Genomic DNA, 24,196 nt, shown 5'->3' with positions numbered 1-24,196 from the left:
TATGGCAGACTGACAGGACAACCCCTGCTGGGTATAATCCCGCCCAATTTTCCCAATAACTCAGAGATCTCAGGAACCAACCATGAGCTATGCATCTATCTCAGCGGGCAAAGACCTGCCAAACGATATCTACGTTGTGATCGAAATTCCGGCCAACCACGCGCCAATCAAATACGAAATCGACAAAGATATGGACTGCCTGATGGTAGACCGCTTCATGGCGACTCCAATGTTCTACCCAGCCAACTACGGTTACATCAACAACACACTGGCTGATGATGGCGACCCACTGGACGTTCTGGTTATCACTCCTTACCCGGTACAGCCAGGTTCTGTGATCCGCGCCCGTACTGTTGGCGTTCTGAACATGGAAGACGAAGCTGGCGGCGACGCTAAGCTGGTAGCCGTTCCACACGAGAAGCTGACTCAGATGTACAACGATGTAAACGACATCGACGACGTTCCTCAGCTGCTGCGCGACCAGATCGCTCACTTCTTCGAGAACTACAAAGACCTCGAAAAAGGTAAGTGGGTTAAAGTTCAGGGCTGGGGCAACGCTGAAGAAGCCAAAGCAATGATCGTCAAAGCGGCAGAAGCCTACAAAGGCTGATCTGATCGCAGATAAAAAAAGGGAGCCATCGGCTCCCTTTTTTATGCTTGCGACTCAGGATTCAAGTTCCGCCAATCGAGCTTCCGCTGCAGCCAGACGCTCCTGCAACGCCACCTGATCTGACACATCTTTCTGAATACCAATGTAATAGGTCAGCTGCTCTTCATCACTGTACACGGGTGTAATGCTTAGCTCGTTCCAGAACATGGAACCGTCCTTACGGTAGTTGCGCAGTACCACCCGGGACGACTCTCCGTCGACAATGGCTTTGCGGATGGTATCCAGCCCCTGCTGATCACGATCACCGGCCTGCAGAAAACGACAATCCTGATAAAGAATTTCGTCAGCTTTATAACCCGTCAGGCGCTCAAATGCCTTATTCACGTAAATCAGGATATTGTCCTCGCCTTCCTGCTCGGCAATCACAATGCCGTCATTGGAAGCATCAACGGCTTTCTTCAACAAGGACAGGCTGATAGGGCCCTGTTCATCATCCGCAAAAGTGGTCATCTGGGTCTCCGCAACATTGTCAGACCAGCACCATAAGAGCCGGCCACCATGGCACAAAGTTATGTTTCTCATCAGCAGCGGTCAAGGCTGTACTGACGGTTTTTTACTTTGCGTATAAGTGCTTATAGAATCTGAATAACTTTGTATAACTCTTATCCGGACACCCGGCGATGTCGAATGTGCCCCCCGAAAGCCAGACTGCCTACTTTCCTATACGGATAGTATCCAGCGAAACCGGCGTTAATGCGATCACCCTGAGAGCCTGGGAACGACGCTACGGCCTGATCACACCCAAGCGCACTGAGAAGGGTCACCGTCTCTACACAGCTGACGATATTCTGCTGATCCGCAAAATTGTGTCGCTGCTGAATCGCGGCATCCCCATTTCTCAGGCCCAGGCGATGATCGCCAACGGCGAAGGCCTTACTGAGCCGGAAAACAGCAGTCCGGCTGCCGCGCCCTCACAGTGGCAACACTACCGCGAAGCGCTTATCTCCGCCGTGCAGGATTTCGACGCGCATGGCGTAGCCGCTCTGTTTACTGAAGTCGCCCAGTTTTTTCCGGTGGATGTGGCAGTGCGCTTCCTCTACCTGCCGCTGTATCAGCAACTGAAAACGACCACCAGCCTGACCCAGGGCACCGCCCGTCTGCGCTTTTTCAGCGGTTTTCTGCAGGCACGTCTGGCTCAATGCCTGTACGACGGCAAGGAGTCAGACGGGGCTGCTGTGATCGTTGCCAACACCGGCTTTGACGATGACGTCGAGCTGCTGTTTCTGGCGCTGCTGCTGCGCCAGCATGGTCTGCGTCCGGTGTGGTTCAGTGGTCAGATGAGTGCTACCCAACTATGCGACATCAACCATGGGCCGCGCTGGCAAGCCAGTATCATCCGCACGCCAGCCGATGCGTCAGCACAACTTCTAGCCGAGCTCAGCAGCCTGACTCGTGACAGCGGCCTGCCGTTGTTTATCGCAGGCCTGCCATCTTCTTCACAACCCGACTTACTCGAACGAGGCATGATCTGGCTGCAGGATGACCTGCATCTGGCTGCACTGACCATCCGCGATATGCTTACAGGCTTTAATACATGAGTTCCGCTGTATATGAACTGTTGCTGCGCCATCCGCAGCTACTTGATAGCAATACCACAATTCTGACTGCTGAAAACGATGTACCACCCGACTGGATTAACGCCTTACGCCAGTCCGGCAGCAAGGTACTGAGCTGGGATCTGCTCACAGTTGCAGCTCATCGCGCATTGCCCACAGAGCAGATAACACATGCCCTGCCCCAGGCGAGCGACATTTCAGCCGATCATCGTGTCATTCTTGTCTGGCCGAAATCAAAAGTACTGGCCCAGGCACTGGCCGAACTGGTTGCTAACCGCTGTAGCGAATTATGGGTAGCAGGCGAAAATGATGCCGGTGGCAAAAGCATCGGCAAGGCTCTGCAGGCCTGTAGCGACGACACGACCAAAACAGATTCCGCCCGCCGCAGCAGCCTGTGGCATGTAGCTCTGAAGCCATCATCTGACTTCAACTGGCTGAAACTGGCTCGCTCCTTTAACCAGAACGGCCACAGCTATATGACGTTACCGGGGGTATTCAACCACGGTTCGCTGGATGTTGGCACAGCATTGCTGCTTGAACATGTACCTGCGCCGCCGCGTGGCCGACTGCTGGATCTGGGCTGTGGTTCCGGCGTCATTGGTCTCAGCATGAAACTGGAAGAGCCAGCACTGGAAGTGACACTGGCCGATATCGACGCCTTTGCCATTCGCTCCGCACAGCTGAACAGTGCTCGCATGCAGGCGGAAGCCAGCATCATCGCCAGCGACGGACTGGACAACATAGACGGACGCTTCGATTACCTGTTCACCAACCCGCCGTTTCATCAGGGCAAGGAAACCGATTACGCTTTCGCCCGCGAACTGTTTTCCGCCGCGGGTCGCCACCTGACCTCTGACGGTCAGATCTGGCTGGTTGCCAATCGCCACCTTCCCTATGAAGACTGGGCGCGGGAGTTCTTCGCCGAAGCCAACGTTATGGTGCAGGAGAAAGGGTTCAAACTATTGTGCATCCATAACTGATTGAATTTCGGCAGGGACGCTCCATGAACAGACTCGTTACTACAGTTATTCTGGCCAGCCTGTCACTGCCGGTTCTGGCATTGCCACAAACGGTAACCGGCGTGGCCTATCCGCAGGAGATCTATTACCTGCGCGACCTGCGCTTCTACTCTGCACAAACGTTATTCGACCTGCTGCGCCACATTCCCGGTGTCAGCGTTGGCTTCCAGCCGGACGGCCAGGCAGAAATCCAGCTGCACGGTCTGGACAGCCGCTACCTCACCATTCTGGTGAATGGTCAGCCACTGCTTGGCGGTGGCACCAATAACGTTCGCGCTACGCGTGAGATTCCGGCATCCCTGGTCGAGCGCATCGAAATTGACCGTAACGCCAGAGCCGACATTCATCTCGGTGGCGCTCCCGCAGGAACCATCAACGTCATTCTGCAAACCGCTGACGGCGCCGAGTTCGTTGGTGCCGGACTTGGCGGCCAGAACCTGAGTTCTCGACTGGCTTTCGCGACCCGACTCATTGAGGGTAATCACTCACTGCGCCTCAGCGGTGAACAGCGGCTGAACCGCAATGAAATGGAAGGCGATGTGCGCAGTGCCGCCATTGATGACCGCTGGCACGGTTACGACCGCTCTCTGAACCGTGACCTGCTGCTCAGTTACAACCACAAGCTCAATCAGCGTCATGACCTGCAACTTTATGCATTGCAGCTTAAAAGCAGCGAAGAACAGCGCTATCACGGGGTGTATCCCCTCAACCGCATCAGCACCCTGACCGTGCAGGATCTGGGAGCAGCAGACACCGAACGCCAGGCTGACAAGCTGACACAGCGTTTCGGCATGAACCTGCGGCTGCGCTGGAAGAGCTTTGCCCTGCGCAGCTGGGTCACAGCAGAGCAATACGACCAGGACATCGAGATGGAGCAATCCTTGCCGGACCAGGTCGAACAAACCCAGCAGATTGACGACAGCCGTTATGCCATCGGCTGGCAGCTGCAGGAGCTGCAGGATGAGCACCGCTGGTCTGCTGGCCTGAACTTTGAGCAGAAAAAACGTGTTCATGGCAGTCTGACCGATACGGTTCTGATCAGCAGCAATGAGCCATCCGGCCTGCCCTACAACTACGACATCAAGCAGAATCTTATGAGTGCATTCCTGCTGGATCGCTGGCGCCTGACCCGCAATACGGAATTCGAGGCGGGGATTCATCTGTATTCGTACGAAGTCAGTCTCGACAGCCAGTCGGATACCGGTTCATCTGGCATAGCCACCGATACCCACTGGTTACCGACATTTCACCTGATGCATCGATTCGCACCCGGCAAACGCCTGCGTCTGAGCATGAGCCAGAACACCCGTGAGCCTGAACTGACAGATCGGGTGCCGTACCGCTTTCAGCAGCAGAATATCGTCTGGCAAGGCAATGATGATCTCAATCCGGAGCTGATCAGTAACATCAACCTTGGCTACGAACAGAACTTTCATGAGCGCAACTCCCCGCTGGCTGACCGCAACAGTGGCTTTGTCCTCCGGGCATTCCAGCGAATCATCAATAATGCCATTTACCAGCGCATGACTGCGGCAGCAGACAACAGTGGCCAGATAGAGCTGACACCCGCCAACTATCCGGGCAATGCGGTGTTGCGTGGCGGAGAGTTAGATGTCGAGTTCTACCCCGGAAGCAGAGATATGCGCGTTGATATCGGCGGCGGAATTTACAGCTCTCAGATTCAGGCAACCACGGAACTGGACACATCACCACAACTCCCGAATCAGCCACAGTACATGGCAAGGCTGGGCTTCCACCATCACCCTATTCCACAACTGCGTTACGGCGGACACTGGCTGCTGCAAGGTCCAAGTAAGCAGTTACTTCCGGTCGGGGAGCAATACACCGAACGAAAGACCACCCGCCTGCAACGCCTGGACCTGTACGCTGAATATCAGTGGAACCAGCGCTGGCATTCACTGATCAGTATTAACCTGACACCCGGCATGGTGCCCTGGCAACAGCAGGGAGATATACGCCAGTACCGCGACATCGAGCCGGTATGGCAGATCAATCTGATTGGAACCTACTGACCGGTAATTTTTATTTGTTTTCAGAATCATAGGTTTACTGACAGAACCAGATTGTCATTGGAAGTCCGACAGACATTCGCCAGCGCTTTTCCTGCTTACTCGGCTAGGCTGGTTGGATACTGAGGAGAAACGCTATGATGATGACTTACAGCCTGCTCGCCACCCTGCTGATTGTCGGCGCCGGTATTGCCTGTGTACAACGTCTGCACCGCAACACCCTGCCACAACAGGTTATTCTTGATCGACTGAGCGAGAAGCACCGCTACCGTAAGTAAGCCATTGTCGCAGTAGCAGGATGGCCAGAATCAGCAGTGCAGGGAGTGATGTCAGCAACAGTCCCTGCCAGCCCAGCACCAGAACTACAGCGCCGGATGCCAGCGCACCAAAGGCCTGAGCGCTGAATACCAGTAAATCATTTACCCCCTGAACTCTGGCCGCTTCCGCAGTCTGGTAACAACGTGCCAGCAAAGCCGTACCTGCAACAAACAGCAGGTTCCAGCCAATGCCCAGCAGCACCAGACCAAGCCAGTAGTGCACCAGCGTCTGATCCCACCAGCTGGCCAGCAAACAGGCAGACATCAGCAACAGACCCGCGGCAATCATTGACTGATAGCCAAAGCGCTGCACCAGTCGGCCGGTTACCAGCGACGGCAGGAACATGGCGGCGATATGACTCTGAATGACCCAGCGGGCATCTTCCAGACTATGGCCTGCAACCTGCGTCATACTCAGTGGTGTGGCGGTCATGATATAGGCCATAACGCCATAACCAACAGCCGCAGCGGCTATCGCCAGCGGAAGCTCAGGCTGTTGCAGCAGCTCACTCCAGGAGCGTCCTCCTGCAACGTTGCCCTGCTGCTGCACAACACTCTTCGGTAACATGAACAGCAACAAAGCAAATGCCAGCAGATACAGACACGCCTGTGCAGCAAAGGCCGGTGCGAATCCCTGTTCAGGGAAATAATCCAGCACCCGGGTCAGCTCCGGCCCGAGGAAAGCCGAAACCAGTCCCGCCAGCAACAAACGCGAAGCCACCAGAGGCTGATCAGCGGCCGGCACCAGAGCCATGGCGACAAATCGAAACTGCTGAACCACGGCATTAACCGCACCAATCCCCAGTGCCGCCAGCGTGAACCCCCAGAAACTGGCATAAGCGACAGAAACAGCAGCGACAGCGCTGATCACTACACCGGCCATCATCGCCAGCAGAAACAGCGAACGTCTGCCAAATCTGGATGCCAGACGAGCCGCAGGCCAGGCAAACAATGCAGTGCCGCATATCATGGCCGCGACCGGGAGTGTTGCAAAACGAGGATCAGAATGCAGTTGCTGACCGATGATTCCACCGGCCAGCACCAGAAGAGGTGCGGCGCTCAGGGCCATTGCCTGAGCAGCCATCAACCCATAAACCAGGGTGTTCACGGTTTATGGCATATTGCGGGAGTAGAAGATCTCCAGCATTTCTTTACGCAGTTTGGCTTCAACCTCAGCACGCTCTGCTTCATCCATGGTTTTTACACCTTCACCAAACAGATAGTTATCCAGCTCGAAATCCTTGAGCAGCATTTTGGTGTGGAAGGTGTTTTCCTGATACACGTTCACGTCAATCATCTGATAGGCGTTCTGAGTATCTTCAGACAGATAGTTCTGAATCGAGTTGATATCGTGGTCGATGTAATGCTTCACGCCATCAACGTCACGGGTAAAGCCACGCACACGGTAATCGATGGTCACCATGTCGGAGTCAAAGCTGTGAATCAGGTAATTCAGCGCTTTCAGCGGTGAAATCAGACCACAGGTCGAAACGTCAATGTCGGCACGGAAGGTAGAAATACCACCATGCGGGTGACTTTCAGGATAGGTGTGAACCGTTACGTGGCTCTTATCCAGATGAGCAACCACCGTGTCACGCAATGGACCTGGTTTCTCGTCCATCAGGTCCTCGCTCGGCGGAACCTCATGCTCAGCAACCAGAATAGTCACACTCGCACCCTGCGGATCGTAATCCTGGCGGGCGATATTGAGGATGTTGGCACCAATAATATCGACTACATCGGTAAGAATCTTGGTCAGACGATCTGCATTGTACAGCTCGTCGATATACTCGATGTATTCCTGACGCTCCTTATCCGTTTTGGTGTAACAGATATCGTAAATGTTGAAGCTCAGAGACTTGGTCAGATTGTTGAAGCCATGCAGCCGCAATTTATCGTTCAATAGTGGATCCTCACAAAAACCCAGCGGGTCTGTTTACTCAACTTCACTCACAGAGTAGCTGTGGGTGATTTCAACACCGCCCTGCTCCAGCATGATGGAGGCAGAACAATACTTTTCAGCAGAGAGCTTCACAGCGCGCTCTACTGCGGAGTCTTTCAGTCCACGGCCGCTGACACGGAAATGAACGTGAATTTTGGTGAAGACGCTTGGAATCGTATCCGCACGTTCTGCTTCAATATCGGCGACACAATCGACAACGTTCAGACGTTGCTTGTTGAGAATGCTCATCACATCAAAGCTGGTACAACCACCCAGGCCCAGCAACAGCATTTCCATCGGCCGAATACCCATGTTACGGCCGCCGTGATCAGCAGGACCGTCCATTACTACGGTATGTCCACTGCCGGATTCGCCAAGAAACATAGCGTTATCAACCCACTTAACTGTCGCTTTCATCACTGCCCCTGAGTTACGTTCTGAAAAGACGCGGAGAGTACCATAGACCGCTTCCGGGGATAAATCTTTATGGTTGAAAAAACGCCAGAGCAGACAGGCATGCCACGGGAGTTCAACTTCGGCTGTGAATAGGTAATAATCAATGCCGAAATCTGGATTGGATGCCCTGTATGACCCTTCCGCGCGTGCCATTTAAACATCAGCACCTGGATGACTTTTTAACTCATTGCCACCGCCGCCGTTATCCTGCGCGGTCGACCCTGATCTATGCCGGTGAAACCAGCGATACGCTGTTTTACCTGATCAAAGGGTCTGTGAGTGTCATTATTGAGGACAGCGACGGCCGCGAGATGGTCATGGCGTACCTGAATGAAGGCGACTTCTTCGGCGAGCTGGGCCTGTTTGATGAAGAAAATCCTCCCCGTACCGCCTGGGTTAAAGCCAAGACAGAATGCGAGGTTGCTGAAATCAGCTACGTGAAGTTCCACGAACTGGTTAAACACGACCCGCAGCTGATGTTCCAGATCTTCCGCCAGATGGCCAACCGTCTGAGCCGTACCACACGCAAAGCCGGCGATCTGGCATTTCTGGACGTTACCGGCCGTGTCGCCCGTACTTTACTGGACCTGAGTAAGGAACCGGATGCCATGACCCACCCGGACGGCATGCAAATCAAAATCACCCGCCAGGAAATCGGCCGCATTGTTGGCTGTTCACGAGAGATGGTCGGTCGCGTGCTGAAAGACCTGGAAGAAAAAGGTCTGGTGTCGGTAAAAGGAAAAACCATGGTCGTCTTTGGTGCACGCAGAACACTGCGTAACAATCCCTGATTGCCGAATCTGCACAGCAGAACGGTGAGCGTGCACTAGACTTAAGACATTACTTCTGGACGGAGCTGGTTATGGCAGATGATGCCCTTTTCGCCGATGATGACCTGTTTTCAGGCGGCGATATTCCGCGGTCAGCCGATGAGGCATGGCGCATTCTCGTTGCCGATGACGAGCCGGATGTGCATCGTATCACCCGAATGGTTCTGTCAGGCTTTCAGTTCGACGGTCGTCGCCTCGAATTACTGTCAGCCTACAGCGGCGAAGAAGCCTGCCAGATCATGGCCCAGAACAGCGACATCGCCATGATTCTGCTGGATGTGGTAATGGAAGACGACCACGCCGGTCTGAACGTCGCCCGCTATATCCGTGAAGAATTACGTAACCGTTATACCCGTATCGTGTTACGCACCGGACAACCCGGTCAGGCTCCTGAACACGAAGTTATCCGCACCTACGATATCAACGATTACAAAGACAAAACGGAACTGACCACCACCAAACTGAATACCCTGATGTACGCGACTCTGCGCAGCTATCGCGACATTTGTGTACTGAACGAGCACCGCCGCGGCCTGGAACGTGTGATCAAGGCATCCGCCAAAGTATTCAGCACAGGTGCTATCAGCCAGTTTGCTTCTGCCGTTCTGTCGCAGGTCACCAATCTGCTTGGCCTTGAACAGAGCGCACTGTACTGTTCCAGCACCACTCAAGGGGATTCCCTGATCGGCAGTAAACGCTTCAGAGTGCTGGCAGCCACCGGCAATATGCAGGAACTGACCGACGTCGATTCGTTCGAGCACATCCCTGAACACGTACGCGATGGCTTTGAACGTGCGATGAGCACTCAGCAAAGCCAGTACTACGACAATCACTATATCGGCTACTTCGCCTCTGAGCGCGGCAGCGAGTCATTATTATACGTGACGTATCACAATGAGCCTTCCGCTCTGGATAAGCAGCTGCTTGAGATTTACGCCACCAACGTCGCCATCACCTATGAAAACCTGCTGATGCGCGATGAGATCATCGAGACCCAGCGCGAGCTGGTGTACATGCTGGGTGAAGCGGTGGAAAAGCGCTCAAAAGAGACCGGTGCTCACGTCAAACGAGTTGCTCAGATATCACGTATGCTGGCAACCTGTTACGGCCTGCCGGACAGTGAAGCCGAACTCATCAAACTGGCCTCTCCGCTGCATGATGTGGGCAAAATTGCGATTCCGGATCAGATTCTGAACAAGCCCGGCAAACATGATGAGCAGGAATGGGACACCATGAAAACCCATGCTCAGATTGGCGCCGACATCCTCAGTAAATCTGACCGCCGCATTCTGCAACTGGCAGCCGTCATCGCCGCTCAGCACCATGAACGTTGGGATGGCACTGGCTATCCGCGCGGCCTGAAAGGTGAGCAAATCCATATCGCCGGACGTATTACCGCCCTGGCTGACGTATTCGATGCTCTGGGGTCCAAACGCTGCTACAAAGAACCCTGGTCAGATGAAGAAATTCTCGACCTCATTCGCAAGGAATCCGGGCATCAGTTTGATCCGAATCTGGTGCAGATTCTGTTCGACAACCTGGATGAAATACTCAATATCCGCCGTCAGTTTCCCGACTGACAGCAAGCATAAAAAAACCGGCAGATTGCCGGTTTTTTTATGCGTCTGAAAGCGTATCAGAAGAACAGCTTCTGCAACTCTTCACCCGGATTGTCCGCGCGCATAAAAGCTTCACCCACGAGGAAAGCGTTCACATTTCGCTCACGCATCGCTGCGACATCATCACGACCGAGAATACCACTTTCGGTAACCAGCAACTTATCCGCCGGAACCTGAGGCAACAGACCAAAGGTCGTTTCCAGAGTCAGCTCAAAGGTATGCAGGTTACGATTATTAATACCCAGCAGCGGCGTCTTCATAGTCAGTGCCGTGTGCAGCTCTTCTTCGTCATGTACTTCTACCAGCACATCCATTCCGAGTTCATGGGCAATGCCTTCAAGGTCATGCAACTGCATTTTACTCAGTGCGGAAACGATCAGTAATACACAGTCAGCGTTGATCATTCGCGCTTCATAGATCTGGTAAGGATCGACCAGGAAATCCTTGCGGATAACCGGCAAGGAACAAGCGGCGCGAGCAGCCTGCAGATAATCTTCATGACCCTGAAAGTAATCGCGATCAGTCAGCACAGACAAACAGGCAGCACCGCCCTGCTCATAGGATTCGGCGATTTCCTGCGGCACAAAGTGTTCTCGCAGCACGCCTTTCGAAGGTGACGCTTTCTTAATTTCGGCAATCACCGCTGGCAGACCAGCATCCACCCTGGCTTTCATGCTGCGATAAAAGCCGCGCAGAGCTGCAGGGTCCTGATCACGCGCCTGTGCCATCAGTTCATTCAGCGGCAGTGACTTACTGCGACTGGCAACTTCCAGCGCCTTGGTGTCGATAATTTTTTTGAGGATTGTTGGCGTATTCATAGGGTAACGATCTTTACTGTGCCGCATCTTCTGCAATTAATTGCGAGAAGCTGACCAATTCATTGAGTTTCTCCAGCGCCAGGCCAGAGAAAATAGCATCCTGCGCCATGTCCACACCGGCTTTCAGGCTCTGCGCAAGGCCTGCCACATAGATAGCAGCACCGGCATTCAGCGCCAGCATATCCGCGGCTTTACGGCCCTCGGCCGTCGATCGCTCACCCAGTGCATCCTTAATCAACGCCAGACTCTGTTCGGCGCTGTCTACGATCAGACCCGACAGCACCTGAGCTTCAATGCCGAGATCCTGTGGACGAATAACAAACTCACTGAGTTCACCATCACGTAATTCACAGGCGTAGGTTTCGGTAGCCAGGCTGATTTCATCCAGTCCATCCTGCGAATGCACCACCAGCACATGCCCTGCATTCAGGCGCTGCAGTACTTCGGCGATAGGGCGCACCAGCGCCTTGCTGAACACACCGATCACCTGATTCGCAACCCCGGCCGGGTTGGTCATCGGCCCAAGAATATTAAAGATAGTCCGCAGACCGAGGGACTTACGCGGCCCGATGGCGTACTTCATTGCACTGTGATGAGAAGGCGCGAACATAAAGCCGACGCCCAGCTCATCGATACAGCGTGCAACCTGCTCGGCATTCAGCGCCAGATTCACGCCTGCCGCTTCCAGCAGATCAGCACTGCCAGACTTACTGGAAACACCGCGGTTACCATGCTTCGCGACCGTACCACCGGCCGCTGCAACGATAAAAGACGATGCCGTCGAGACATTGAATAAGTTTGCACCGTCTCCACCAGTACCAACGATATCCACCGCATGATCGGCTTTGATTTGCACGCCCGTTGCCAGTTCGCGCATAACGGTAACGGCACCAGCGATTTCATCGATGCTTTCACTCTTCATGCGCAGCGCAACCAGAAAGGCGCCGATCTGAGCTTCATCGCACTGCCCCGTCATGATCAGGCGCATGACCTCAATCATTTCGTCAGTGGAAAGATCCTGACGCTCAACAACCCGTGCCAGAGCCGCTTTAATATCCATGCATATTCTCCCAGGCAGCTCAGCCAATCGTCATTTCAAGAAAGTTTTTCAGCAGATCGTGGCCGTGTTCCGTCAAAATGGATTCCGGGTGAAATTGCACACCCTCAATCGCCAGTTCACGGTGACGCACGCCCATAATCTCTTCCATACTGCCATCCGGATTTTCCGTCCATGCAGTAATTTCGAGGCACTCAGGCAGTGTTTTTTTATCAATTACCAGCGAGTGGTAACGGGTGGCGTTATACGGATTTTTTAAACCTTTAAAAACACCGGTATCTGCATGGTGGATTTCAGAAATTTTGCCATGCATCACCTGACCGGCACGAATAATGTCGCCACCGAACACCTGACCAATACTCTGATGTCCAAGACAAATACCCAGAATCGGTAACTTGCCGGCAAAATAGCGTATAGCTTCCATCGAGATACCCGCTTCGTTCGGCGTACACGGCCCCGGAGAAATCACCAGATGATCCGGTTTCATAGCTTCAATTTCTTCCACCGTAATTTCGTCATTACGGAAGACACGAACATCCGCACCTAACTCGGCAAAATACTGCACAACGTTGTAGGTGAAGGAATCATAATTATCGATCATTACTAACATTCTGAGACTCCTGCGCCGACCGCTCAGCGCCGCTGATTCTGTGATTACTGGTCCAGTCCGGCTTCCGCCATGGCAACGGCACGGAACATCGCCCGGCCCTTATTCATGGTTTCTTTCCATTCCAGTCGCGGCACAGAATCCGCTACCACCCCGGCACCTGCCTGAATATTCAGTTTGCCGTCTTTAATAACGGCAGTACGGATTGCAATCGCGGTATCCATATTGCCATTCCAGCTCAGATACCCCACCGCACCGCCGTAGACACCACGTTTGGTGGATTCATATTCGTCGATAATTTCCATTGCGCGGATTTTCGGCGCACCGCTGAGGGTGCCTGCCGGATGCACGGCACGCAGCACATCCATTGCGGTAATGCCTTCTTTAACTTTACCGGTCACATTGGAGACGATATGCATCACATGCGAATAACGCTCAACCACCATCTGATCGGTAACCGCCACTTCACCGGTTTGAGCCACACGACCAACGTCATTACGGCCCAGGTCGATCAGCATCAGGTGCTCGGCAATTTCTTTCGGATCTGACAGCAGCTCCTGCTCCAGCGCTTTGTCTTCTTCCGCCGTTGCACCACGGTAACGGGTACCGGCAATCGGACGCACTGTCACTTCACCATCTTCCAGACGTGCCAGAATTTCCGGTGACGAACCCACCACATGAAAATCACCCAGATTCATGCAGTACATATATGGCGACGGGTTCAGTGTGCGCAGCGCACGATAGATATTCACAGGGTCACCGGCGTAAGGCACCTGCATTCGCTGGGAAATTACGCACTGCATAATATCCCCGGCAAGAATGTATTCGCGGATGTTCTCAACCGCATCCATAAAGGCCTGTTCACCGAACAACGACTGAAAGTCTTCTTCTTTCACATCCGCTGGCGCAGCCAGTGGCTGGCCAACCGTTCCCTGATACGGCTTACGCAGGGTTTCACGCAACGCTTCAATGCGGGCTTCGGCATTGGCCAGGGCATCGTCCTGAGCCGGATCAGCCATCACGATCAGATGCAGTTTGCCACTCAGGTTATCGAATACCACCACCTCTTCTGAGACCATCAGCAGGATATCCGGCGTGCCCAGCTCATCAGGCGGGCAACTGGCTTTCAGTCGCGGCTCAATGTAGCGCACCGTATCGTAGCCAAAATAGCCCACCAGACCGCCATCGAACTTTGGTAGCCCGTCCAGCTCCGGCACGCGGAAACGCTGCTGAAAATCGCTGATATAAGCTAACGGATCGTCAACGTCATGTTCTTCAACAACAGCGCCATCCCGGCTCAGAGTGACATGATTACCCTGCACCGCCAGTACATCACGACATGGCAGGCCGATCATTGAATAACGGCCCCACTTTTCACCGCCCTGAACGGATTCCAGCAGGTAGCTGAACGGCGCATCCGCCAGCTTGAGATAAGTACTTAAAGGAGTATCAAGGTCGGCCAGAACCTGTCTGGCAACCGGAATTCGGTTGTATCCCTGTTCAGCCAGGGCAGCAAATTGTTGCGGAGTCATAATTACCTTCAGATTGTTAAGCGCGTACAGGGGCCTGGCGGCCATTCAGAGTAAAGGGCTGCGCTTAACACCATCGACGGGTCAGATGCTGACCCTGTTGCAGGGGGCGGTTATATTGGAAAAACACCGCTGGGCTCCGTTCAAGATTCAGTCGGAAAGGAATACATGAACTATAACGGCATGGGCCCAGCACAGCAACAGCCGCGAGGCATTCAGCCCTGAGGACGCCAGTCCAGACACGGCCAGCTGCGCTCCCGGGCGATACTGCGTAATTCCGGACTGGGATTCAGCACCACCGGCTGGCGGACAGCATCCAGCAGCGGGATATCCGCATGGCTGTCCGAATAAAACGCAGCGTCACTGAAGGTCAGGCCCTTATCTGCCAGAAAACGTCGGGCCAGTTCGACTTTTCCCGGCCCGTAACACATCGGCAGTTCCAGTCCGGTTATACGGCCATCCTCACTGCGCAGACGATTGCTGATAACGTGTTTAAAGCCGAGGGCCTTGCCATATGCCCGGGCCACCACATCATCCGACCCCGTAATCATCACCAGTTCTGTACCCTGGCGCTGATAAGCAAATAACAGCGAAGCCGCCTGTGGATAAATATGCAGCTGACCGCGCTCTTCAAAGAAACGCTCGACCCGTGCCTGATATTCCTCAGGGCTCATACCCCGGGTACGGGTGCGGTAATAGTTAGACAGGCGCCAGTGAGTAACACGACCTTTTTTGTAGGCACGGTAAAGAGAAGCCAGCGCCAGCATGGCCTCAACCACAGCCCAGCGCTCGCGACGAGCTCTCCAGCGGATCCAGAGGCTGTTGGCATCCTTGTTGATGAGGGAGTCGTCCAGATCGAAGAACGCGACCGGAACGTCATAGACCTGCATGCATTTCACCGCCTGAAGGGAAGATACGCCAGCGTATCACATTGGTGAGTCCATCCCCATAGCGGCCAGCCGCCAGTGAGTGATCGTCGCTGGCGAGAACGCTTGCGGATACGTCAGTGCCAGTTTCTGCAAGCCCTGCCACATAGCACTGACATGCGCCTCAAGGCCGAGCATTTTCAGGCTCGCGAGCATGCGACTGATACGCCGATGATTATGATTATCGGGTATCAGCCAGTGCAGTTCAGATACATCCGATGGCAGCAGCAGCTCGAACCCCTGAGGCGTTTCACGCATAACAATGCCGTAAAACTGCAACATTCTGAGTAGCGCATGATGCAAGCGATTCTGCAGCTCCTGCGATGCCTGAAAGGCCTGAATCACGTCTTCATCCAGAGTTGGCGCTTCAGGGTTATAGGGGCTTGGATCACGCAACGGGAACAACCACTGGATATAATCGTGGCAGCTCTCCAGCTCAGTATTGGAGAACGCCAGAATCCCACTGAGCGTACGCCCGCGGTGATCCGTTCCGGTTCCTGTATAAAAAGCGATCAGTGGATGCATACACCTGCCCGACGTAAAAAACAATTCCTTATGCTTTGAGTATAGTCAGACGTCAGCCAATGACGATCTTTCCTGACTTACGATTGAACTTCGCCACAGCTGATATAGTCTGAAAAGACCAACCCAGGGTATCTGATACTGTCAGTACCTGAGTCCATCACGATTGAGGAGTGACTATGAAAGGTTTGGAAATCAGCTTCCGCGATATCTCCCACTCTGACGCCATTGAGCAACACATCCGGGAAAAGGCCCAAAAGCTCACCAGCACCTTCGATGACATCACCGGCATACGGGCAGTGGTCGCCATGCCCCACAATCACAGTTACAAGGGAAAGCTGGCTCATGTTTCCCTTGAAGTGGGCCTGCCCGGGCAAACGGTCGCCATAACCCGCGACAAACACGACAATCCGGAACACGAAGATATGTATCTGGCGGTCTCCGACGCGTTTGACAAAGCACAGCGTAAAGTTAAACAGATTCACGACAAGCGCTCGGACCGCAACCGCCGGATAACCCACTGAGGCGCACAACAGAAACTGAAAAAGAGCCCACCGGGCTCTTTTTTTATATCTTGCCGCTTAACAACAGCTGCAACAATCCTGGGCGAACCAGACTGGCGTACAACTCGCCCATCTTCTCAGCGCCCATCGGGAAGCCTTCGCGAATCCAGCGCATGATCACCATGAAGGACGCGCCGGCAATGAAATCAACCACGTAGTCCATCAGACTCGTATCTTTGATAGGCAGATTATGGGCCGTGATGTAGCGCTCCATGATGCGCGCTACATAGCGTTTGAATTCGTTAAGAATCAGTCCTTCAACACCTGCCTCAATCAGCAGGCGGGCATCATCGGCGTGCTCTTCCCACTGTCGAAACATAATCTCGGCAATAATCGGGTCGGCATTGGTCGATTTGGTCAGGTAATCCTCTACCTGGGCATAGAACTGAATAAAGATACTTTCGATGTATCCCTTCAGCAGATCGTCCTTGGAACGGTAATGCAGATAGAACGTCGGTCTGGCGACACCTGAGTGCTCACAGACATTCGCTACGGATATTTTGTTGTAAGGCTGCTCTGCCATCAGCTCAAGCAGAGTATTCATTAACAGGCGGCGTGTTCGCTCCACCCGTTTATCAAGGTCTTTGGTCATGACAGGAACGGCTTCCATGGGTTTCCGTGCGTCGTTGTTATTATTATTGATTAGCGGTTGAGAGCCATTATAGACAAACGTCTATTTACTATACAGAGGGCACAACGGGCCGGATCAGGGCATCCAGGAAGCCAGGTTGCGTCAGCTGAGTGAAAAGGCCGGCGAGGTCCGGCTCCGGGTAGGTGAAATCGCTCTCGACCCAGCGCTGCAGTACCATCCAGCTGGCGCCTGCCAGGTAATCCGTCATGTACGCCAGGCGCTCCGGATCGGTTACCGGTATACCGTGCTCGCGGATGTAGAAACCCATCACCCGGGTGATGTAGCTGCGAAAGCGGCGAATCAGCAATGCTTCGAGTCCCGGCTGAAACATCAACCGGGCAAAATCGCGATTGCGACTCCACTGCGCAAACAGATGATTGCTGATCCCCATGCCGGGATGGATATCACCGCGCAGTGGTTCTTCGATGTTCTGATAGAACACCTCAAACATACTGTCGACATAATCCGTCAGTAATGCATCGCGATTGGGGAAATACTGATAAAACGTCTGGCGCGAAACGCCAGCACCAGCGGCCAGATCCCTGACCGTAATCTTTGCATAGGGCTGGCGGCTCATCGCTGCCAGTAAAGCCTGGTGCAGCTGAGTAATTACGATACTGTCCTGCTGAGTTATCGGCATATTCCCTCCGTGGCAACAACATATCACACAGGCACAAAAAAGCCGCCCGCAGGCGGCTTTTCATCGAGCACTGGATTACGCAGTCAGAAACTGATCATCTTCCAGTTCGTACAGAGGCTCTGCACCACCTTTCACAGCAGCACTCAGGCCGATGTAGCGAGGCAGCAGACGCTTCATGTAGAAACGTGCGGTACCGATCTTAGCGTTGTAGAAACCATTCTGGTCGTCGTTTGCCAGAGCAACAACAGCCATCTTAGCCCACATATAAGCCAGCGCGGTGTAACCAAACACGTGCAGGTACTCAACCGATGAAGCACCGATTTCGTTGACATCGTTAGCAGCCTGATCCAGAACCCACTGAGTCAGATCGTTCAGGTTTTCCAGAGCGGCTTTCAGAGGTTCGATGAACTCTGCCGCGGCTGCATTACCTTCCTGTTCAGCAACAAACGCATTGATGTCGGCTTCGAACAGCTTGTAGAAAGCGCCGTTGTTGGCCGCGATCTTACGGCCAATCAGGTCCAGAGACTGGATACCGTTGGTGCCTTCGTAGATCTGGGTGATACGGATATCACGAACGTACTGTTCCTGACCCCATTCACGGATGAAGCCGTGACCACCGAATACCTGCTGACCAGCAATTGCTGATTCCAGCGCGTTATCAGTCAGGAAAGCCTTGGCAACCGGCGTCAGCAGAGCCAGCATAGCGTCAGCGTGCTGCTTCTCTTCAGCGTTGTCAGAGAACTTGGCAATGTCCAGCCACTTAGCAACGTAAGTAGAGAACGCACGGCCACCTTCGGTCAGCGCACGCATAGTCATCAGCATACGACGTACGTCAGGGTGAACGATGATCGGGTCAGCCGCTTTATCTTTGGCCACAGCACCGGTCGGCGCACGGCTCTGGATACGGTCACGAGCGTATTCAACAGCGTTCTGATAAGAAGCTTCTGCCGCACCGATACCCTGGATACCCACACCCAGACGCTCGTAGTTCATCATGGTGAACATGCACGCCAGACCTTTGTTCTCTTCGCCAACCAGCCAGCCTTTGGCGCCGTCGAAGTTCATCACACAGGTGGCAGAACCTTTGATACCCATTTTGTGTTCGATAGAGCCACAACCCATGGCGTTGCGCTCACCCAGTGAACCGTCTTCGTTCACCAGGAACTTAGGTACCAGGAACAGGGAGATACCCTTAGGACCCGCTGGAGCGTCAGGCAGTTTAGCCAGCACCAGGTGGATGATGTTCTCCGCCATGTCGTGCTCACCCCAGGTGATGAAGATCTTGGTACCGGAGATGTTGTAAGAACCGTCAGCCTGTGGCTCAGCCTTGGTACGGATAATACCCAGGTCAGTACCAGCGTGTGGTTCAGTCAGATCCATAGCACCGGCCCAAACGCCGGAGTACATGTTTGGCAGATACTTCTCTTTCAGTTCCTGGGAACCGTGAGCGTTCAGAGACAGACACGCACCAGCGGTCAGCATTGGTGCCAGACCGAAAGACATGTTGGAACCCTGGACCATTTCTTCGATCTGGCCAACCAGAGTCTTAGGCATACCCATACCGCCAAAGTCAGGGTTGCCACCCAGACCGTTCAGACCTGCTTCAACATAAGTCTGGTAGGCTTCTTTGAAGCCTGGAGCTGCAGTCACTTCACCGTCTTTCCAGGTAGAACCAACTTCATCACCGTTACGGTTGATTGGTGCCAGAACCTGGCTGGCGATCTTGCCGCATTCTTCCAGAATCGCTTCAGCAGTTTCTACATCCACTGCACCTTGCAGACCGGCCAGAGAAGACCACAGTTTGTCTGCCTCGAATACTTCATTCAGCACAAAGCGCATATCGCGCAGTGGGGCTTTATATTCTGCCATGTTTCACCTCATGTTTGATTTGGCATCTCATTGCCCGGGTCTCTCACCACCGCCAGACAACAAAAACGCCGCTATTTTACTTACTCAGCCCGGATTGCCTACCCCTGAATACGGAAAAACCGCGCCGGGGCGCGGTTTTTACAGTTATGCCGTAGGCATAATTGACACTCAGAATCAGAAAGCGAAGTGTTCTTCGGCCAGATCCATAACAGTGTCAGCGCCAGCCAGCATAGAGATAGCGTGGCCTTTAGCGCGTGGCAGAACACGTGCGAAGTAGAACTTAGCAGTGGTCAGCTTGGCTTTGTAGAACTCTTCTTCAGAAGTACCGTTAGCCAGTGCTTCCTGAGCAACCTTAGCCATACGGGCCCACAGGAATGCCAGAGTCACGTAACCGGAGTACATCAGGTAGTCTACAGATGCAGAACCTACTTCATCACGGTTCTTCATAGCAGCCATACCGATCTTCATGGTCAGATCGCCCCACTCTTTGTTGTACTCAGCCAGAGTAGCAACCAGAGGTGCCAGTGTTTCGTTGCCTTCTTCAGCCTGGCAGAACTTGTGTACCTGCTTGGTGAAGTTGCGCAGAGAAGCACCCTGAGTCATCAGTACTTTACGGCCCAGCAGGTCGAGTGCCTGAATACCGGTAGTACCTTCGTAGATACAAGCGATCTTGGTATCACGTACCAGCTGCTCCATACCCCACTCAGCGATGAAACCGTGACCACCGAACACCTGAACACCCAGGTTAGTCGCTTCGTAACCAACTTCAGTCAGGAACGCTTTAGCGATTGGCGTCAGGAAGCCCAGCAGTTCGTCTGCAGCTTTACGCTCTTCTTCAGTTTCGCCTTTCTTAACGATGTCGTTCTGCTGTGCAGCCAGGTATACCAGTGCACGACCACCTTCAGCGAAGGCTTTCTGGGTCAGCAGCATACGACGAACGTCAGGGTGAACGATGATCGGGTCAGCTGGCTTCTCAGGAGCCTTAGGACCAGTCAGAGCACGCATGGCCAGACGGTCTTTGGCGTATGCCAGAGCACCCTGGAAAGAAGCTTCAGCAGCGGTAGCACCCTGCAGAGCAGTACCGATACGAGCAGTGTTCATGAAGGTGAACATGCAGTTCAGACCTTTGTTCTCAGGTCCGATCAGCCAGCCTTTAGCACCGTCGAAGTTCATTACACAGGTAGCGTTACCGTGGATACCCATTTTGTGTTCGATAGAACCACAGGTTACCGCGTTGCGCTCGCCCGGAGTGCCGTCTTCGTTTGGCAGGAACTTAGGAACGATGAACAGAGAGATACCTTTGGTACCTTCTGGTGCACCTGGCAGACGAGCCAGAACGATGTGAACAATGTTCTCTGCCATGTCGTGTTCGCCAGCAGAGATGAAGATCTTGGTACCAGAGATAGCGTAAGAACCGTCAGCGTTTGCTTCTGCTTTGGTTTTCAGGATACCCAGGTCAGAACCACAGTGTGGCTCAGTCAGACACATGGTACCAGTCCACTCACCGGAAACCAGCTTGGTCAGGTAAGTGTGTTTCTGTTCGTCAGTACCGTGCAGATCGATAGTGTTCATCGCACCGTGAGACAGACCAGGGTACATACCCCATGACCAGTTAGAAGTACCAACCATCTCAGACATTACAGTGCCCAGAGATTCTGGCAGGCCCTGACCGCCGTGAGCTTCGTCATGAGCCAGTGAAGGCCAGCCGCCTTCAACAAACTTAGCGTAAGCTTCTTTAAAGCCAGTAGGAGTCGTTACAGAGCCATCTTCGTGACGGGTACAACCCTCGATGTCACCCACGCGCTGCAGTGGAGCCAGTTCCTGTTCACAGAACTTAGCGCCTTCAGCCAGGATCGCATCGATCATGTCTGGAGTTGCGACTTCAGCATATGCTGGAATGCTTGCGTAGTGCGCTGGCATATCCAGCAGTTCGTCCATTACGAATTTAATTTCGCGCAGGGGAGCCTTGTACTCTGGCATAGGAATGACCTCGTAGCCTGTTGTGTTCTTGCAGCACAGCTGCTGTTGATTTTGGGTGGTATACAAACCACCGATTCAAACAAGTGTTTGAAACATACGTTCGCCAATGTCAGTTGTCAAGCCCACAACCCACTGGAAGCGCCCGAAAAATAACCAGAAATCTCTGCTACCGGGCAGCCATAAAAAAACCGGCTTAAGCCGGCTTAGTTCTTCAGAGTAGCCAATCAGGCCAGATCATCCAGTATCTGTCCGGCAGCAACCGGTGCTGGCATACCTATGCGCAACAATACTTCGTTAATACGCCGCAGTTTTGCGTTGTATTCAGCAAAGCGCTCTGCCGCACTGACAGCCTCTTCCTGTTTGTCCTTCTCTTCTGCTTCCTGCTGCTCACGCTTCGCCTTGTCTAACTCGGCTTTGATCTCCTCGCGCTCAGCTTCAAGACGCCGGATCTCAGTAGAGCGGGAGGACTGCTGGGTATCAGCCAGCTCAGCCAGGGCCTTCGCCGCCTGCTGACCCGCAACGGCAGCGACCTGACGATCCTGTGAAGAAGGCTCTGCGGGGGCCAGTGCCGCTCGCTGAATCTGTTCCATTTTATCGACAGTCGCCTGAGGATCACCATTTACCACCGACAAATCGACATCCACTTCGCCACCGATGGCATAGCGCACGCCATCCGGCCCCATCTGATAAGTAAAGGAAGCAGAACCTGCATGAGCCCCACCGACACTGGCGTGCGCCTGTTCATGTGCCCGCACTTCCTGATCGCGTTCTTTCAGTTGCCGTAACTGATCAAGCTCGCCTTCAGACAGAGCCTGCTGCATGGATGACTGCTGCCGTTTTTCGCGAGCATTATCCAACTGATACACGTCATCCTCACGCTTTCGCAGCGAAGGATGATAGACGTCGTCAGCAACCATGGATTCTGCTGAATTCACATCCGTTACCGGGGCAAAACTGCCTGAATTGGCAAGTTCCGTATCCGAAGCCGTCAGCAGGGCAGCACTGTTCCCTGCCGGAACAGTAGCGGTTGCGCTGACAGAGGAGGATACGTTCACTTGCATAATCAATCAGGCCTCAATATCAATCAGTGAGCCCAGTGACTTATCGGCGGCTTGCAGAACTTTAGCCCCCGCTTCGGTGGTAACTTCAGCTTCTTTCAGATCGACCATCGCCGACGCCACCTTACCGGTACCTTCAACGGGACGGGCAGTCGTAGCATCCACAACTTCCTGAGCGGCACGTTCAACCTGAGACGTTCCCTGATTGAGCGTCTGCGCTGCCGTGGTGTATGCAGAACCTGTTGTAGAACCAATATTCATAACCACCTCACTGGGTTTAAGGGCTATTGACTATAATTTAACCAATAGACCAATAGTATTCCAGCGGACGAGGCGGCTTTAATAGATTGATTGGTTATATTGAAGACGCTGCTGCATCATAAAATAACGATTGTTCATTATCAGCGTTATTCAGCAGGGCCTCCAGCCCCAGCGGAGCCTCACCAACATGGCGGTGACTGTTGATACCCAGACGCCGGAACAGAGCCTGATCTTTATTAGCTGCGGGGTTTGGCGTCGTCAGCAGACATTCACCATAGAAAATCGAATTGGCGCCGGCAAAGAAACACATTGCCTGCATTTCGTCGCTCATGGTTTCCCGTCCGGCACTGAGGCGGACATGTGAACGCGGCATCATGATTCGAGCTGCCGCGATGGTGCGAATAAAGTCCAGCGGATCCAGTGCATCACCGTCCTCAAGTGGTGTACCGGCCACCCTAACCAGCTGGTTGATTGGCACCGAGTCAGGGTGCTGTGGCAGATTTGCCAACTGTACCAGAAGGCCGGCACGATCCTTCTGAGTCTCTCCCATTCCCAGAATACCGCCAGAACAAACTTTCATACCGGCCTTACGCACGTTATCGAGTGTTTCCAGCCGATCAGAGTAGGTACGGGTAGTGATAATCTCTCCGTAGTATTCGGGCGAGGTATCGAGGTTATGGTTGTAATAGTCGAGGCCCGCTTCGGCCAGCCGTTCAGACTTGTCGGCATCCAGCATACCCAGCGTCATGCAGGTTTCCAGACCCAGCTCTTTTACGCCCTTAACCATGGCCAGCACGTAGGGCATGTCGCGCTCTTTCGGAGAGCGCCAGGCTGCACCCATGCAAAAGCGATCGGAGCCCGCAGCCTTCGCCGCTCTGGCCTTTTCAATCACCGCCTGTACTTCCATCAGTTTTTCACGCTCAAGACCAGTGTCATAGCGGGCACTCTGTGGACAGTAGGCACAGTCTTCGGGACAGGCACCTGTTTTAATCGACAATAAGGTACTGACCTGTACATCGTTAGGGTCAAAGTACTGACGGTGTACAGTCTGTGCGCGGAACAGCAGGTCATTGAATGGCATAGACAGCAGCTGCTGCACTTCTTCTGAGCTCCAGTCATGACGCAGGGTTGTTTGAATATCAGGCATGAGGCTCATGGCGTGCTCCGCAGCGGCTCTTAAAATGACAGCTTCGGATAATAGAAAGCACAGACATGTGGTCAACCATCGCAGGAAATCTGCTTAACTGGCGAGCAGAAATCAATCAACTGATAACCCGCGTATGCATCTGCGAGCTA

Annotated in this window: 25 protein-coding genes; 8 read left to right on the top strand and 17 right to left on the bottom strand. The window is 53.6% G+C overall.

Annotated elements, in window-relative coordinates:
* The first annotated feature begins 82 nt into the window (after positions 1-82).
* The gene (gene ppa / locus I9W95_RS16080) at positions 83-610 is read left to right on the top strand and encodes an inorganic diphosphatase (protein ID WP_225676722.1); all 528 of its coding nucleotides are present in this window, start codon (positions 83-85) and stop codon (positions 608-610) included.
* A gap of 54 nt (positions 611-664) precedes the next feature.
* Here ppa and I9W95_RS16075 read toward each other — a convergent pair whose 3' ends face one another.
* Positions 665-1,120 (bottom strand): PAS domain-containing protein, encoded by a 456-nt coding sequence (locus I9W95_RS16075; RefSeq protein ID WP_225676720.1) that lies wholly within the window; start codon positions 1,118-1,120, stop codon positions 665-667.
* Between the two features lie 170 nt (positions 1,121-1,290).
* On the opposite strand from I9W95_RS16075, the gene I9W95_RS16070 reads away from it, so the two are divergent.
* The 4 genes from I9W95_RS16070 to I9W95_RS16055 all read left to right on the top strand — a co-directional run bounded on the left by I9W95_RS16070 (position 1,291) and on the right by I9W95_RS16055 (position 5,553).
* Entirely contained in the window at positions 1,291-2,208 is a 918-nt protein-coding gene (locus I9W95_RS16070) for a MerR family transcriptional regulator (protein WP_225676718.1), read from the top strand.
* A complete protein-coding gene (locus I9W95_RS16065; RefSeq protein ID WP_225676717.1) occupies positions 2,205-3,206 on the top strand; it encodes a class I SAM-dependent methyltransferase in 1,002 nt (333 codons plus the stop codon). The genes I9W95_RS16070 and I9W95_RS16065 overlap by 4 nt, the downstream gene beginning before the upstream one ends.
* Positions 3,207-3,229: 23 nt before the next feature.
* Complete coding sequence (locus tag I9W95_RS16060) at positions 3,230-5,278, top strand: TonB-dependent receptor plug domain-containing protein (protein WP_225676715.1); 2,049 nt, start codon at positions 3,230-3,232, stop codon at positions 5,276-5,278.
* A 134-nt stretch (positions 5,279-5,412) separates the two neighbouring features.
* Complete coding sequence (locus I9W95_RS16055) at positions 5,413-5,553, top strand: hypothetical protein (RefSeq protein ID WP_225676713.1); 141 nt, start codon at positions 5,413-5,415, stop codon at positions 5,551-5,553.
* Here the strand turns inward: I9W95_RS16055 and I9W95_RS16050 are convergent.
* Genes I9W95_RS16050 through I9W95_RS16040 form a run of 3 tightly spaced genes read right to left on the bottom strand, consistent with a single transcriptional unit; the run spans position 5,510 to position 7,951 of the window.
* On the bottom strand, positions 5,510-6,700 hold the full coding sequence (locus tag I9W95_RS16050; RefSeq protein ID WP_225676711.1) for an MFS transporter: 1,191 nt from the start codon (positions 6,698-6,700) through the stop codon (positions 5,510-5,512). The two genes, I9W95_RS16055 and I9W95_RS16050, sit on opposite strands and share 44 nt — an antisense overlap.
* Positions 6,701-6,703: 3 nt before the next feature.
* Positions 6,704-7,495 (bottom strand): adenosylmethionine decarboxylase, encoded by a 792-nt coding sequence (gene speD, locus I9W95_RS16045; RefSeq protein ID WP_225676709.1) that lies wholly within the window; start codon positions 7,493-7,495, stop codon positions 6,704-6,706.
* Positions 7,496-7,528: 33 nt separating this feature from the next.
* Entirely contained in the window at positions 7,529-7,951 is a 423-nt protein-coding gene (locus I9W95_RS16040) for an OsmC family protein (RefSeq protein ID WP_225676707.1), read from the bottom strand.
* A 170-nt stretch (positions 7,952-8,121) separates the two neighbouring features.
* Between I9W95_RS16040 and crp the strand changes: the two genes are divergently transcribed.
* On the top strand, positions 8,122-8,781 hold the full coding sequence (gene crp / locus I9W95_RS16035) for a cAMP-activated global transcriptional regulator CRP (protein ID WP_225676705.1): 660 nt from the start codon (positions 8,122-8,124) through the stop codon (positions 8,779-8,781).
* A 71-nt stretch (positions 8,782-8,852) separates the two neighbouring features.
* A complete protein-coding gene (locus tag I9W95_RS16030) occupies positions 8,853-10,400 on the top strand; it encodes a DUF3369 domain-containing protein (protein WP_225676703.1) in 1,548 nt (515 codons plus the stop codon).
* 56 nt (positions 10,401-10,456) lie between these two features.
* Here the strand turns inward: I9W95_RS16030 and trpC are convergent, their stop codons facing one another.
* The 6 genes from trpC to I9W95_RS16000 form a co-directional block, all read right to left on the bottom strand.
* Entirely contained in the window at positions 10,457-11,257 is an 801-nt protein-coding gene (gene trpC / locus I9W95_RS16025) for an indole-3-glycerol phosphate synthase TrpC (RefSeq protein ID WP_225676702.1), read from the bottom strand.
* A 13-nt stretch (positions 11,258-11,270) separates the two neighbouring features.
* On the bottom strand, positions 11,271-12,317 hold the full coding sequence (trpD, locus tag I9W95_RS16020; RefSeq protein WP_225676700.1) for an anthranilate phosphoribosyltransferase: 1,047 nt from the start codon (positions 12,315-12,317) through the stop codon (positions 11,271-11,273).
* A 19-nt stretch (positions 12,318-12,336) separates the two neighbouring features.
* Positions 12,337-12,924: an anthranilate synthase component II gene (locus tag I9W95_RS16015; protein WP_225676697.1), complete on the bottom strand. Its 588-nt coding sequence runs from the start codon at positions 12,922-12,924 to the stop codon at positions 12,337-12,339.
* Between the two features lie 44 nt (positions 12,925-12,968).
* Positions 12,969-14,453: an anthranilate synthase component I gene (gene trpE, locus I9W95_RS16010; RefSeq protein WP_225676695.1), complete on the bottom strand. Its 1,485-nt coding sequence runs from the start codon at positions 14,451-14,453 to the stop codon at positions 12,969-12,971.
* A 212-nt stretch (positions 14,454-14,665) separates the two neighbouring features.
* Positions 14,666-15,340, bottom strand: a complete 675-nt coding sequence (locus tag I9W95_RS16005) for an HAD family hydrolase (protein WP_225676693.1) — start codon at positions 15,338-15,340, stop codon at positions 14,666-14,668.
* Between the two features lie 36 nt (positions 15,341-15,376).
* Positions 15,377-15,901, bottom strand: a complete 525-nt coding sequence (locus tag I9W95_RS16000; RefSeq protein ID WP_225676691.1) for an opioid growth factor receptor-related protein — start codon at positions 15,899-15,901, stop codon at positions 15,377-15,379.
* Positions 15,902-16,077: 176 nt separating this feature from the next.
* Between I9W95_RS16000 and I9W95_RS15995 the strand changes: the two genes are divergently transcribed.
* Positions 16,078-16,422, top strand: coding sequence for an HPF/RaiA family ribosome-associated protein (locus tag I9W95_RS15995; RefSeq protein ID WP_225676690.1), 345 nt, complete (start codon positions 16,078-16,080; stop codon positions 16,420-16,422).
* Between the two features lie 43 nt (positions 16,423-16,465).
* Here I9W95_RS15995 and I9W95_RS15990 read toward each other — a convergent pair whose 3' ends face one another.
* The 7 genes from I9W95_RS15990 to bioB all read right to left on the bottom strand — a co-directional run bounded on the left by I9W95_RS15990 (position 16,466) and on the right by bioB (position 24,047).
* Positions 16,466-17,071 carry a TetR/AcrR family transcriptional regulator gene (locus tag I9W95_RS15990; protein ID WP_225676687.1) on the bottom strand — a complete coding sequence of 202 codons (606 nt, stop codon included), beginning with the start codon at positions 17,069-17,071 and terminating at the stop codon, positions 16,466-16,468.
* 70 nt (positions 17,072-17,141) lie between these two features.
* A complete protein-coding gene (locus I9W95_RS15985; protein ID WP_225676685.1) occupies positions 17,142-17,732 on the bottom strand; it encodes a TetR/AcrR family transcriptional regulator in 591 nt (196 codons plus the stop codon).
* A 75-nt stretch (positions 17,733-17,807) separates the two neighbouring features.
* Positions 17,808-19,601 carry an acyl-CoA dehydrogenase C-terminal domain-containing protein gene (locus I9W95_RS15980; protein WP_225676683.1) on the bottom strand — a complete coding sequence of 598 codons (1,794 nt, stop codon included), beginning with the start codon at positions 19,599-19,601 and terminating at the stop codon, positions 17,808-17,810.
* A 174-nt stretch (positions 19,602-19,775) separates the two neighbouring features.
* The gene (locus I9W95_RS15975; RefSeq protein WP_225676681.1) at positions 19,776-21,581 is read right to left on the bottom strand and encodes an acyl-CoA dehydrogenase C-terminal domain-containing protein; all 1,806 of its coding nucleotides are present in this window, start codon (positions 21,579-21,581) and stop codon (positions 19,776-19,778) included.
* 224 nt (positions 21,582-21,805) lie between these two features.
* Entirely contained in the window at positions 21,806-22,642 is an 837-nt protein-coding gene (locus tag I9W95_RS15970; protein WP_225676679.1) for a putative metalloprotease CJM1_0395 family protein, read from the bottom strand.
* Between the two features lie 6 nt (positions 22,643-22,648).
* The gene (locus I9W95_RS15965) at positions 22,649-22,900 is read right to left on the bottom strand and encodes a hypothetical protein (protein ID WP_225676677.1); all 252 of its coding nucleotides are present in this window, start codon (positions 22,898-22,900) and stop codon (positions 22,649-22,651) included.
* A gap of 94 nt (positions 22,901-22,994) precedes the next feature.
* A complete protein-coding gene (gene bioB, locus I9W95_RS15960; RefSeq protein WP_225676856.1) occupies positions 22,995-24,047 on the bottom strand; it encodes a biotin synthase BioB in 1,053 nt (350 codons plus the stop codon).
* Positions 24,048-24,196: the final 149 nt, after the last annotated feature.

It is taken from the genome of Thalassolituus marinus (assembly GCF_020320395.1).
Lineage (GTDB): Bacteria > Pseudomonadota > Gammaproteobacteria > Pseudomonadales > Oceanobacteraceae > Venatoribacter > Venatoribacter marinus.
This window is presented reverse-complemented; position numbering and strand designations above follow the sequence as displayed.